Source organism: Shimia sp. R9_3 (genome assembly GCF_017743755.1).
GTDB lineage: Bacteria > Pseudomonadota > Alphaproteobacteria > Rhodobacterales > Rhodobacteraceae > Shimia.
Genome location: NZ_JAGHRP010000002.1, coordinates 331,994 through 344,642, shown reverse-complemented (window position 1 = coordinate 344,642; position 12,649 = coordinate 331,994). Strand labels below are relative to the sequence as shown.

The following is a 12,649-nucleotide window of genomic DNA, read 5'->3' as shown; positions in this document are numbered from 1 at the left end:
TGCTCACTCAGCCGGGGTTGCCGTGAAAATTCTGGACCAGTCCTGCGCCATATCCACAATCAGCCAGCCGCGCTCTGGGCCTTCATCCAGCCCACGGTTCAGAACCCCGATGTGCCCCTCACGGTCATAGGCCCATTCACGCTCCGCATCGGTGTGATGCACATAAAGCCCCAGCCGCGCGCCCTCGCCCGCCGTGGTGAACTCCAGCATCTCAAAATCGCCGTCAGAGTTGCCGCCCGCGAGAATGGGCTGCTTGCCGATATGATGGCTGATGCCCACGGGCTTGCCTGCCTTGTCATCGTTGAAGAACAAATCCGCGCCCTTCATGATCAGCGGGACACCATCAACAACCTCGTATGTCGAGGTGATGGAGCTGCCAATGACCTGTTGCGGCGGGATGCCATAGGCGTCTTCGGCAAAGACCCGCATGAACTGGATACCGCCGCCGGACACAATGTATGTGGCGAACCCCTCATCGCGCAGATAGCGCAGCAGCTCCACCATCGGCTGATAGGTCATCTGATCATAGCGCAGGCCCGTCTTAGGGTGGCGCGCCTCTTCCAGCCAGGCAGCCACATCCTGTTTGAACTGATAAAGCGACACTTCGGAATGGGACGCAGCCAGCACTTCCACAAGCCCTTCTTTGCCCGTGGCCGCCAGCGCCTTATAATCCCCTGCCGCCGCCGCACGCAGCGCATCGGTGGTGAGAATGGAGGGGTCCTGTTCTGCAAGCTTGGCCACCTGATCAACGGCAAAGATCAGCTGGAAATAAACCGGCTGTTCCGCCCAAAGCGTGCCGTCATTGTCGAAGGTCGCAATGCGGTCTGCCGGGGTGACATACTCTTCGGAAGCCGGATCCGTCACGGCCTCAACAAAGGAAATAATGCGCGCCTTGGCGTCGGTGTCGTTCCACGACGGCAAAGGATCTGCCAGCGCCATTCCAGAGGTTACTCCAACGCCACTCACAACAAAGGCGGCCATATGCGCAAGCTGTCGCATTACCCAATCACTCCAACGAAAAATTAGTGATAATCATGGTGCCACCCCGCAAGGGCGGGATGGCGGTTTGTCAAACTCTGATCACCTCAGGATCAGTCGCCGATTGGCGAGGACATTTTTTCCATCACCTGATCCAGGCTGAAGCTCGCCGCTTTCTGGCGTGGCGGGAACTCCTGGAAGGTGGCCAGGAACTGAGCCACATACTGCTGCGCAGGCACGAGGAAATACGCACGGTCCAGCAGCCAGTCATAGTAGGTGTTGGAGGTCTGGTACGCGCGCTCGTATGGATCGCGACGCAGGTTCATGATCAGCGGCAGACGCAGCACGGTGAAAGGTTCGATCCATGCACGCAGAGTTTTGTACTCTTTCTGCTCCATGAAGATGAACTTCCAGTCCTGATAGCGCAGCGCGGTCAGGTCACCATCGTCAGAGAAGTAGAAAATCTCGTTGCGCGGGCTTTCGGTGGTTTCACCGGTCAGCATCGGCAGGATGTTGTAGCCATCCAGATGCACCTTATACTCACGACCAATCGCCTGAACGCCACCGGCTTTCAGCTCTTCCTTGATGTCCGGACGACCGGCGGCCGCCAGCAGGGTTGGGAACCAGTCCATGTGGTGCACGATTTCGTTGCTCACAGAACCCGCTTCGATTTTGCCAGGCCAACGCACCATGGATGGCACACGCCAGCCACCTTCGTAGTTGGTGTTTTTCTCACCAAAGAACGGAGTGGAGGCTGCATCCGGCCAGGTGTTGTAGTGTGGGCCGTTGTCGGTGGAGTAATGCACGATGGTGTTGTCTGCGATGCCCAGCTCGTCCAGCAGGTCCAGCAGTTGGCCAACATGCATGTCGTGTTCGATCATGCCCGCAGAGTATTCATCCAGCGTTTTGCCGGTGATCTGGTTGGCTTTCTCGCGCATGGTCTCCTGCACGTGTGTGCGGAAGTGCATACGTGTACCGTTCCACCAAACGTAGAAAGGCTTGCCCTGATCGTTGGCGCGCTTGATAAAGTCGATGGCAGCCGCCAGCGTTTCCTCATCCACGGTTTCCATACGCTTCTTGGTCAGCGGGCCGGTGTCTTCGATCTCGCCATCCGCAGAAGACTTGATCACACCACGCGGGCCAAAGGCTTCGCGGAAGGTGCGGCCGTCCGGCAGCACGGTGTCGCCCGGATAGTCGACATTCTCAGGCTCTTCTTCGGCGTTCAGGTGGTAGAGATTGCCAAAAAACTCGTCAAACCCGTGGTTTGTCGGCAGGTGCTCATCCTTGTCGCCAAGGTGGTTCTTGCCGAACTGACCGGTCAGGTAACCCTCGGATTTCAGCAGGCCCGCAATGGTTGGATCTTCTTCCTGCATGCCAAGCTCGGCGCCCGGCAGGCCAACTTTGGACAAACCGGTGCGGAACACGGATTGGCCCATGATGTAGGACGCACGACCGGCGGTACAGGATTGCTCACCATAGTAGTCGGTGAAAATCATACCTTCGTCCGCAACACGGTCGATGTTGGGCGTGCGGTAGCCCATCATGCCCATGGTGTAGGCGGAGATATTGGACTGACCGATATCGTCACCCCAGATGACCAGAATATTAGGTTTATCTTGCGCTGATACAGCTGTTGCAACTGTTGTTAGAACTGCTGCGACCGTCGATAGCGCCCTGACGGTCTTAAGCGGCGATAATGGCATCGCTCTGAACTCCCTAAATAAAACGCACCCGCAAACCAAGAAACGGAGATCTCAAGAAAAAGTTCAAAAAAATCAGGCAGGTGCAACGCGCGAGAGAGTCGTTGATAAGCTTCTGATTGTCAAACGAATTATCTGGAAGCAGAGGTAAGGAATACAACCACTAGACGCATATATTCACCCACCAAATCAACCAAATCACAAGAAACACACGCCAAGTAGTTGTATTACTTGGCACAGAAGAGGCTGTCGGCTTGCAGAGTCTTACGAATTGATCTCGGCAAAGCACGCCGTCAGATGGGCGGCTTCTTGCTCAAGACCATAGGGCGCGTTCAAAATGAACATACCAGACCCAATCATCCGGTGTCCTTCGCGCGCCGCCGGAAAGCTGACTTCGTGATGCAGGACCTTGGGAAAGTTCTTGTCCTTGAGCGCTGTGATCATCGGCTTGTGCAAACCGTCGCGCAAAACCGGATACCAGAGCGCGACCACGCCCACGTTCCACTTCCGGTGCACATGCGCGATCATATTGGGTAAGGTCTTGTAATCGCTTTTGATCTCGTAGCTGGGATCAATCAAAAGCACACCGCGGCGGGGTGTCGGCGGGCAAATCCCCATGACCGTCTCATAGCCGTCTTTTTGGTGCACCTTCGCTCCGCTGCCGCGCATCGCGCCGCGCAGGGCCTCGGCTTCCTGAGGATGCAGCTCGCAAAACTGCAGCGTATCCTCTGCCCGTGTCAGTGCTACTGCCAGTGCGGGCGAGCCCGGATACGCCTGCGCGCCATGTTTGGCCCGCACTGCCGTCAGTGCCCGCATATAGGGATGATCTGCGTCAAACCAGTCTTCCGCACGCCCGATACCGGCTTCGGCTTCTCCGGTCTTCACCGCTGCTTCAGCGTTAAGTTGATAGACCCCGCGCCCCGCATGGGTTTCCAGATAGCTCATGGGTTTTGGCTTTTGCCCCATGTAGTCGAGCATCACAGCCAGCAGCGCGTGCTTTTGCACATCTGCCAGATTTCCGGCGTGGTAAATATGTTGATAAGACAGCATGACGCCTTCTTTAGACGACGCGCCCAGCTTTGCCCAGAGACAGCATTCGGCTGCGCGTCACCCCCTGCTTTCGCAAGGCAGGCGGTCATGAAAGCGGCCAGCAATCGCCCTGACAACCAGCCAAATTCCTTCAATTTGAGACATCTTCCGCTCTCAGCATTTTTTCGCACAGAGCACCTGCCAATTTGGCAAAAACACACTGAAATATCAGCGCCTTTTTGCTTGGGATTGCCCCAAAGGCGGTGCATCCATCACTTCCTGCTCGGCACCATGCAATAAGAAAGGACTGCACATGGTACGAGCAAGTAGTTTTGAGCGGCAAATGCTTGAACTGATCAATGAGGAGCGGGCGAATGCCGGGTTAGATCCCCTGCGCCTGAACACGCTTCTGAACGATTCCAGCGAAGAGCACACAAACTGGATGTTGGAGACGGATACATTCTCCCACACCGGCGAAGGCGGCTCCTCGGCAACCGATCGCATCGACGCTTCGGGCTACCCGCTCGAAGGTTCTTGGGGCACCGGCGAGAACATCGCATGGCAGTCAGAGCGCGGGTCAGAGAGCATCGAGGATGATGTGCGCCAGCTGCATGAATCGCTGATGAACAGCCCGGGGCACCGCGCAAATATTCTGAACCCGGACTTCACCGAAATCGGCATCGGCATCGAGCGCGGCAATTTTCGCGGCTATGACGCTGTGGTCGTGACACAGAATTTTGCCCGCACGGACGGCGACACATCCGGATCCGTCGAGCCAGAGACCACTCCCGCGCCCAAACCGGCCCCAGAGCCGACACCAGAACCAACACCTGCGCCTACACCGGAACCCACTCCCGAGCCTATGCCAGACCCTTCTCCGGAACCAGAACCAGAACCGGAGCCGGAGCCCACTCCGGAACCTGTGCCGGAACCGGAACCAACGCCTGAGCCAGCGCCCGAACCTGAACCCACTCCCGAGCCTACGCCAGACCCTTCTCCGGAACCAGAACCAGAACCGGAGCCGGAGCCCACTCCGGAACCTGTGCCGGAACCGGAACCAACGCCTGAGCCAGCGCCCGAACCTGAACCCGCGCCTGAGCCAGCTCCGGAACCTGCGCCACAGCCGACACCCGAGCCTACCCCGGAGCCGGAACCAGCCCCCACTCCAGAACCAGAGCCCACCCCGGAGCCTGCGCCCGAACCGACACCAGAGCCGCAGCCTGAGCCGCAACCTGAACCTATGCCAGAGCCGACACCGGAACCAACTCCTGAGCCTGCACCGGCGGTCGCCGTATCCGGCTTCGCCTATGGCACAAGAGGTGACGACACCCTCACAACAACCGGGTCTTGGAACATGGTCTTCACCGGTCGCGGCGATGACACGGTAATCGGGCAGGATGGCTTTGACTACCTCAACGGCGGTAAAGGCGATGACATGCTGCTTGGCGGCGGCGGGAATGACTTCCTGATGGGCGGTCGCGGCGATGACAATCTGGATGGCGGAACCGGTCGCGACTATCTGGTTGGCGGTGCTGGTGACGACGTGATGACAGGAGGCACAGGTGCCGATGTCTTCATATTTGCCAAAGGCGACGACACCATCAGCGACTTCACCGTCGGTGAAGACACGCTCGTGCTCAGCGCCAGCCTCTGGAGAGGCGGAGAAAACCCACTGTCAGCCTTCGCAAACAACGTCACAATCGAAGACGGTAACGCTGTGATTGACTTTGGCGCAGGCAACACGCTGACCCTAACCGGCGTCACCGACACCTCCGACCTGGATGTCTACGGCATGTTCTGCTGAAGCCACTTTTCCCTAACAACAAGGTGCCTTTTGCGCGCCCCTCACCTGCCGGAGTCCCACTCCGGCAGGTCCTTATGTTGCCACCCAAACAACACGTTCCTGCGTAGGCAACTCCACCAACAACACCGCTTGATTGTTCCAGGTCTCAGGGGTAGCGTCCCCGCATGTCTGAATTTCTTCATCTCGTCGTTCTGGAACGGCACAGCGCCCACCGCAGAAAGCGCTTTGCCGGATAGCTGCGCCCCATTCTCACGTCTTAAAACACAACAGAATGGAGTCTTCAGATGACTGAATTCACGGAAATTCCCGTCCTTGATCTTGCACCGTTGATGGCCGGTGGTGACACGCGCAAACTTGCTGCCGATTTTGCCAAAGCTTACGGCGAAACCGGCTTTGGCTATGTGATCAACCACGGCATTGACCCCGCGTTGCGCGCCGCTGTTTTTACGGCTTCAGAGCGGTTTCACGCGCTGCCTGAGGCGCAAAAACAGGCCATTGCGCTGAACCAAAGCCATCGCGGCTATATCGCAATCAACACCTCCACCGACATCAATTCCGATCTGGCCGAGGTGACAAAACCGAACCAATCAGCGTCTTTCATGATGATGCGCGAAGATGCTGCGGCTGATCCGGACGTTTACCTGTCCGGCCCCAACCAATGGCCGGAGCTCGCGGGTTTTCGCGAGGCTTGTGAAGCCTATGCCGCCGCCATGACGGCCCTTGGCCAGAAACTCATGGCGCTGGCACTGGAAGCCATCGGCGTGACAGATTGCAGTATTCTCGCGGCCTTCGATACGCCAACCCTATGGCTGCGCCTCTTGCATTACCCCCCGCAACCACCGCAGGCGCCAGAGGATCTGTATGGCTCTGCCCCGCATAAAGACTTCGGCTGCCTGACCCTTCTGGCACAGGACGATGTGGGGGGCTTGCAGGTCCAGACGCCTACCGGAAACTGGGTCGACGCCCCGCCGATGGAAAATGCTTTTGTGGTCAATGTCGGGGATATGCTGCACCGGATGTCAAACGGCAAACTCCTGTCCACGCCGCACCGGGTGATCAACGCCTCAGGCCGCGAGCGCTACTCGGTGCCCTTCTTCTTTGACCCGCATGTGTCCACCGACATCGCACCGCTTGCCGGTACAGGCCCCGCCAAATTTGAGCCGCTCAATTTTGGGGACTTTCTGAGGAGCGAGCTCGAAGCGGGCTATGAGGCCCATCAAGGCGAAGACGCCACACCATAGCGGCTCCCTCTGTCTGGTGGCAGGGCCTCCCTTGTCGCCAACCAAGGTTCCAAACCCTGAAACCCAAGTCGCAAATCTCGGCCTCCCCTGCCCATCAGACCGGCACTGGGCCCGCTTCCACGGCAGAATGTCGCCTTTGCTTCAACCGAGGCCTTTAATAAAGCGTAACCACTTCCTATAAGAAGGCGCCTGCGCTCCGTAAGAGAGTCGCGCACGAAGGGAATTTCTGGGGAACGAAATCATATGCTGGGAAATTTGGGCGGCCTGTTTACATCTGACATGGCTATCGACCTTGGGACGGCGAACACGCTGGTCTATGTCAAAGGAAAAGGCGTCATTCTCAGTGAACCCTCTGTGGTGGCCTATCATGTCAAAGACGGCGTGAAGAAAGTCCTCGCCGTGGGCGAAGACGCCAAGCTGATGCTGGGCCGCACGCCAGGCAGCATTGAGGCCATCCGCCCGATGCGTGACGGTGTGATTGCAGATTTTGACACCGCCGAAGAGATGATCAAGCACTTCATCCGCAAGGTGCACCGCCGTTCCACCTTCTCCAAACCCAAGATCATCGTATGCGTGCCACATGGCGCCACTCCGGTTGAAAAGCGCGCGATCCGTCAATCCGTGCTCTCCGCAGGCGCGCGCCGCGCCGGCCTGATTGCAGAGCCAATTGCCGCAGCGATTGGTGCAGGCATGCCGATCACCGACCCGACCGGCAACATGGTTGTCGACATCGGCGGCGGCACCACCGAGGTGGCCGTTCTGTCCCTGGGCGACATCGTTTACGCCCGCTCCGTGCGCGTGGGTGGTGACCGCATGGACGAAGCCATCATCAACTACCTGCGCCGCCAGCAAAACCTGCTGATCGGTGAAAGCACAGCAGAACGCATCAAAACCTCCATCGGCACGGCGCGCATGCCTGACGATGGCCGCGGTGCATCCATGCAAATTCGGGGCCGTGACCTTCTCAATGGCGTCCCAAAAGAGACCGAAATCAGCCAGGCACAGGTTGCTGAAGCCTTGGCTGAGCCGGTGCAGCAGATCTGCGAGGCAGTCATGACCGCTCTCGAAGCCACCCCGCCTGATCTCGCCGCCGACATCGTGGACCGCGGCGTCATGCTCACCGGCGGCGGCGCGCTGCTGGGTGATCTCGATCTCGCGCTGCGCGAACAGACCGGCCTGGCCGTGTCCATCGCCGATGAAAGCCTCAACTGTGTGGCCATGGGCACCGGCAAAGCGCTGGAATACGAAAAACAGCTGCGCCACGCGATCGACTACGACAGCTGATCATTTGCGACGCATTTGCCGGTTTGGCCTACGCCTACCGGCGGTGTAGCATAGGGCTGATCCCAAGGCATCGGAGGCATCTTGGCCAGAGACCGCAATCAGGGCGAGGATTTTTCCGCACCGCTTCGGCGGCTCATTCTGGGTGTCATCCTGTTGGTCCTGCTGGGCATCTTTCTGGTCTGGCGCATCGACAGCCCGCGCGTGGAGCGTTTCCGCGCACAAATCACCGATGCTGTTGTGCCAAATTTCGACTGGGCCATGGCCCCTGTCACCGGCACCGTGAACCTGCTGCGCAACTTCCAGAGCTATCAGCGCATTGCAGAGCAAAACCGCGAATTGCGGCGCGAACTTCAGCAGATGAAAGCCTGGAAAGAAGCGGCCATCCAGCTGCGTCAGGAAAACGCGCGTTTGTTGGATCTCAACAATGTGCGCCTTGATCCTCAGCTCACCTATGTGACCGGCGTCGTGCTGGCCGACAGCGGCTCGCCATTTCGGCAGTCCGTCCTTCTGAACATCGGCGCACGGGACGGCATCGTGGATGGCTGGGCCGCCATGGACGGGATCGGCCTTGTGGGCCGCATCTCCGGTGTGGGGCAGTCGTCCTCCCGCGTGATGCTTTTGACCGACAGCTCCAGCCGCATCCCCGCCCGCATCCAGCCTTCAGGCCAAACCGCTCTGATCGTGGGTGACAACTCCGTTGCACCACATGTGGATTTTCTGGAAACCCCTGATCTGGTGCGCCCCGGCGACCGGGTTGTGACATCCGGCGATGGCGGGGTCTTTCCCGGCGGTCTGTTGATTGGGCAAGTGGCAACAGATCCAAGCGGTCGCCTGCGTGTGCGGCTTGCGGCAGATTATGAGCGGCTCGAATTCCTGCGGGTACTGCGACACCACGGTCAGGAGACGCCCGACACCACCGGCACGCTGATCTCTCCGCTGACGCCGGAAGTCTTCGTGGAGGAGACCGATGGCTGATGCCGCGCAATCCCGCAAATGGGTGATGCGCGGTGTCTTTGCGCTGTTGTGCCTGACCCTGATCTTTGCACAGCTCCTGCCTCTTGAAACCACTCCGCGCCGCTGGGCAGGGCCGGACTTTCTGGTTGTGCTCACCTTCGTCTGGTCAGTGCGCCAGCCCGATTACACCCCCACATGGCTTGTGGCGCTGATGTTTTTGCTCGCGGATTTCCTGCTGTTGCGCCCACCGGGGCTTGCGGCCGCAATTATGGTTCTGACCGTCGAAGCACAACGCAACCGCGCCTTCCGCCTGCGCGAGGCCACCTTTGCCTATGAGTGGCTCACGGCGGCCGCCTTTATGTTGCTGATCGCTGTTGGATATCGCGTGATCGGGGCGGTCATGCTGTTGCCGCAGCCTTCACTCGGACTTATGCTCATGCAGGTGATCATGAACATCGCCGTATATCCCGTTATTGTGGTGCTCTCGCACTTTCTCTTCGGCATCCGACGCACCCATGCGCAAGATGGCGGATTAGGGGCAAACTGATGCGCAAAACGCCAACCGAGATCAACGAAGTCCACACCCGTTTTTCCCGTCGCTCCCTGCTTTTGGGCGGCGGCATGGCCGCCTTCATGACCGGCCTCGGCTTCCGCATGCGCCATTTGCAACTTGATCAGGCCGATGAATACCGTCTGCTCGCCGAGGAAAACCGCATCAACATCCGCCTGATCCCACCTGCACGCGGCGAGATCTTTGACCGCAACGGCATCCTGCTTGCCCGAAACGAGCCCTCCTATCGCATCATCCTCGTGCCAGAGGACACAGACGACGTGGACCGCGTGATCGCCAAATTGGCCACGCTGGTGGAGCTCGATCCGGACGAGCTTGACCGTGCCATGACCGAAATGCGCCGCTCCCCGCCCTTCCTGCCGGTCACGATTGCTGATCGCGTCAGCTGGGAGGAGCTGTCCCGCGTCGCCGTCAACACCCCGGCCCTGCCCGGCATCACGCCAGAGGTGGGTTTGTCGCGCTACTACCCGCTCAAAGGCGATCTGGCCCATGTGCTCGGATATGTTGGCCCGATTTCGGACTATGACCTTTCCAAGATCGACAACCCTGACCAACTGCTGCGCATCCCGCGCTTTCAGATTGGCAAAGTCGGTCTTGAAGGCCGCATGGAGGACGATCTGCGCGGCGCTGCCGGAACAAAGCGGGTCGAAGTCAACGCCGTGGGCCGCGTCATGCGCGAGCTGGACCGGCGCGAAGGCGAACAGGGTGACGACGTCCAGCTGACCATCGATCAGGATCTGCAGTCCTATGCGCAGGCCCGCCTTGGCGAAGAAAGCGCAGCTGCGGTGGTGATGGACTGCCAGACAGGCGATCTGCTGGCGCTTGCCTCGGCCCCAACGTTTGACCCCAATCTCTTCGTGCAGGGTATTTCGGTGGCCGACTATGGCCTGCTCACTAACAACGAATACCGCCCGCTGGCGGCTAAATCCGTGCAAGGCACCTACCCGCCCGGCTCCACCTTCAAGATGATTACGGCGCTGGCCGCTCTGGAAGCGGGCATTGTCGGGCCGGAAGAAACCGTCTGGTGCCCGGGGCATTTGTCTGTCTCCAACCGGCGCTTCCACTGCTGGAAACGCGCAGGCCACGGGCACGTGAATCTCTCCCAAGCGCTGCGCGAAAGCTGTGACGTCTATTTTTATGACCTCGCCGTTCAGGTCGGCATCGACAAGATTTCTGAAGTTGCCGCCAAGTTCGGATTGGGGGAGAAATATGATCTGCCCCTCTCCGGTGTGGCGCGCGGTCTTAATCCAACCCGCGACTGGAAGTCTTCTGTGCGCGGCGCGGATTGGGTGGTCGGCGACACGGTCAACGCCTCCATCGGTCAGGGCTTTGTGCTGACATCGCCATTGCAGCTTGCGGTCATGACCTCCCGTCTGGCCACAGGCAAGGCGCTCTCGCCGCGTCTGGTGAAATCTGTGAACGGTGTGGAGCAGCCCACGGCTGACGCGCCAGACATCGAGGTAAATCCCGTACACCTCAAAGAGGTGCAGCGCGGCATGTACGCGGTTTCAAACAACCGCCGCGGCACCGCTTACGGCAGCCGCATCATCGAAGATCAATATCGCATGGCAGGCAAGACCGGCACCTCTCAGGTCCGCAACATCACCGCAGCCGAACGTGCCCGCGGCGTGACCCGCAACGAAGACCTGCCGTGGAACCGCCGAGACCATGCACTGTTTGTGAATTTTGCGCCTTATGAGAACCCACGCATTGCCGTGGCGGTGGTGGTCGAACACGGCGGAGGCGGATCCAAAGCCGCAGCCCCCATCGCACGCGACATCACGCTGCAGGCGCTCTATAACGGCACCCCGCCGCTCGCTGCTTATCCGGCAAAAGACCGCGATAAAATCGAAGCACAGCAGGAAGAGCTTCAAAAACTCGCACCGGGTCGGGAAATCACCCGCCGCAATCGGGCCTGATCAGGAACGCGCACGGACATGAGCTATCTAGAGTATAACGTCAAACATGTGCCCACCGGGTTTCGCAAGATTCTGCATCTGAACTGGGCGCTGTTCCTGCTTGTGACCACTGTCGCAGGCGCAGGTTTTCTGATGCTCTATTCCGTGGCTGGAGGCTCTTTCCGCCCTTGGGCAGAACCTCAAATGAAACGCTATGTGCTCGGCGTCGCGGTGATGTTCACCGTCGCCATGGTGCCGATCTGGTTCTGGCGTTCCGTGTCCGGATTTGCCTATCTTGTCAGCCTGATCCTTCTGGTGGCGGTGGAGGTGATGGGCAGCGTCGGCATGGGTGCCCAGCGCTGGATCGACCTTGGTTTTATGCGGCTCCAGCCTTCGGAACTTATGAAAATCACCCTCGTGATGTGTCTTGCCGCCTATTATGACTGGCTGCCCACCGAAAAGACCTCACGCCTGATCTGGGTGATCCTGCCGGTCTTCCTGATCCTGCTACCCACAGCACTCGTGCTGCGCCAACCGGACCTTGGCACCTCACTGCTGCTGATCACCGGCGGCGCCATCGTGATGTTCCTTGCCGGTGTGCATTGGGGCTATTTTGTCACCGTGATCGGCATGGCTGTGGGGGTGGTTGTGGCCGTCTTCCAATCCCGCGGCACTCCTTGGCAGCTTCTGAAAGACTACCAATACCGCCGCATTGATACCTTTCTGGATCCCTCTCAGGACCCTTTGGGGGCTGGTTATCACATCACCCAGTCCAAAATTGCCCTAGGCTCCGGCGGCTGGACCGGACGCGGATTTATGCAAGGCACCCAGAGCCGGCTGAACTTCCTGCCGGAAAAGCACACGGACTTTATCTTCACAACGCTGGCCGAAGAGTTCGGCTATGTCGGCGCGGTCACCCTACTGTCGATCTATGGGCTGATCATTGTCTTCTGCATTGCCTCCGCCATTTCCAACCGCGACCGCTACGCCGCCCTTCTAACGCTTGGCATCGCCGGGGCATTCTTTCTGTTCTTCGCAGTGAATATGTCCATGGTGATGGGCCTTGCACCTGTGGTGGGGGTGCCCCTGCCTCTGGTGAGCTATGGCGGCTCGGCCATGCTGGTTCTGATGGTGGGCTTCGGCCTGATCCAAAGCGCCCACGTCCACCGCCCGCGCTAACACTCCGCCCC

At 59.2% G+C, this 12,649-nt stretch carries 10 protein-coding genes; 7 read left to right on the top strand and 3 right to left on the bottom strand.

Annotated features, from left to right (window positions below):
- Positions 1-3: 3 nt before the first annotated feature.
- The 3 genes from J7412_RS06205 to rlmJ all read right to left on the bottom strand — a co-directional run bounded on the left by J7412_RS06205 (position 4) and on the right by rlmJ (position 3,728).
- Entirely contained in the window at positions 4-981 is a 978-nt protein-coding gene (locus tag J7412_RS06205) for an HAD family hydrolase (RefSeq protein ID WP_209078322.1), read from the bottom strand.
- A 110-nt stretch (positions 982-1,091) separates the two neighbouring features.
- Positions 1,092-2,681, bottom strand: a complete 1,590-nt coding sequence (locus J7412_RS06200) for an arylsulfatase (protein WP_209077878.1) — start codon at positions 2,679-2,681, stop codon at positions 1,092-1,094.
- Positions 2,682-2,942: 261 nt separating this feature from the next.
- Positions 2,943-3,728 (bottom strand): 23S rRNA (adenine(2030)-N(6))-methyltransferase RlmJ, encoded by a 786-nt coding sequence (rlmJ, locus tag J7412_RS06195; RefSeq protein WP_209077877.1) that lies wholly within the window; start codon positions 3,726-3,728, stop codon positions 2,943-2,945.
- Positions 3,729-4,050: 322 nt separating this feature from the next.
- Here rlmJ and J7412_RS06190 point away from each other — a divergent pair, with 322 nt between their 5' ends.
- The 7 genes from J7412_RS06190 to rodA all read left to right on the top strand — a co-directional run bounded on the left by J7412_RS06190 (position 4,051) and on the right by rodA (position 12,638).
- Complete coding sequence (locus tag J7412_RS06190) at positions 4,051-5,511, top strand: CAP domain-containing protein (protein WP_247743793.1); 1,461 nt, start codon at positions 4,051-4,053, stop codon at positions 5,509-5,511.
- A 284-nt stretch (positions 5,512-5,795) separates the two neighbouring features.
- A complete protein-coding gene (locus J7412_RS06185) occupies positions 5,796-6,752 on the top strand; it encodes an isopenicillin N synthase family oxygenase (protein WP_209077875.1) in 957 nt (318 codons plus the stop codon).
- A 243-nt stretch (positions 6,753-6,995) separates the two neighbouring features.
- On the top strand, positions 6,996-8,036 hold the full coding sequence (locus tag J7412_RS06180) for a rod shape-determining protein (RefSeq protein ID WP_209061229.1): 1,041 nt from the start codon (positions 6,996-6,998) through the stop codon (positions 8,034-8,036).
- Positions 8,037-8,117: 81 nt separating this feature from the next.
- Positions 8,118-9,011 carry a rod shape-determining protein MreC gene (gene mreC / locus J7412_RS06175; protein ID WP_209077874.1) on the top strand — a complete coding sequence of 298 codons (894 nt, stop codon included), beginning with the start codon at positions 8,118-8,120 and terminating at the stop codon, positions 9,009-9,011.
- Positions 9,004-9,537: a rod shape-determining protein MreD gene (locus tag J7412_RS06170; RefSeq protein WP_209077873.1), complete on the top strand. Its 534-nt coding sequence runs from the start codon at positions 9,004-9,006 to the stop codon at positions 9,535-9,537. Before mreC ends, J7412_RS06170 begins: the two co-directional genes overlap by 8 nt.
- Positions 9,537-11,480, top strand: coding sequence for a penicillin-binding protein 2 (gene mrdA / locus J7412_RS06165; protein ID WP_209077872.1), 1,944 nt, complete (start codon positions 9,537-9,539; stop codon positions 11,478-11,480). The genes J7412_RS06170 and mrdA overlap by 1 nt, the downstream gene beginning before the upstream one ends.
- A gap of 18 nt (positions 11,481-11,498) precedes the next feature.
- Positions 11,499-12,638, top strand: a complete 1,140-nt coding sequence (gene rodA / locus J7412_RS06160) for a rod shape-determining protein RodA (RefSeq protein WP_209077871.1) — start codon at positions 11,499-11,501, stop codon at positions 12,636-12,638.
- The last annotated feature ends 11 nt before the right edge of the window (positions 12,639-12,649 follow it).

Excerpts from the sequence above, each read along its gene's own strand:
- J7412_RS06205 (WP_209078322.1), bottom strand. The coding sequence starts at position 981 with ATGGCCGCCTTTGTTGTGAGTGGCGTTGGAGTAACCTCTGGAATGGCG.
- mrdA (WP_209077872.1), top strand. The coding sequence starts at position 9,537 with ATGCGCAAAACGCCAACCGAGATCAACGAAGTCCACACCCGTTTTTCC.
- rlmJ (WP_209077877.1), bottom strand. The coding sequence starts at position 3,728 with ATGCTGTCTTATCAACATATTTACCACGCCGGAAATCTGGCAGATGTG.
- J7412_RS06190 (WP_247743793.1), top strand. The coding sequence starts at position 4,051 with ATGCTTGAACTGATCAATGAGGAGCGGGCGAATGCCGGGTTAGATCCC.
- J7412_RS06185 (WP_209077875.1), top strand. The coding sequence starts at position 5,796 with ATGACTGAATTCACGGAAATTCCCGTCCTTGATCTTGCACCGTTGATG.
- J7412_RS06170 (WP_209077873.1), top strand. The coding sequence starts at position 9,004 with ATGGCTGATGCCGCGCAATCCCGCAAATGGGTGATGCGCGGTGTCTTT.
- rodA (WP_209077871.1), top strand. The coding sequence starts at position 11,499 with ATGAGCTATCTAGAGTATAACGTCAAACATGTGCCCACCGGGTTTCGC.
- J7412_RS06200 (WP_209077878.1), bottom strand. The coding sequence starts at position 2,681 with ATGCCATTATCGCCGCTTAAGACCGTCAGGGCGCTATCGACGGTCGCA.
- J7412_RS06180 (WP_209061229.1), top strand. The coding sequence starts at position 6,996 with ATGCTGGGAAATTTGGGCGGCCTGTTTACATCTGACATGGCTATCGAC.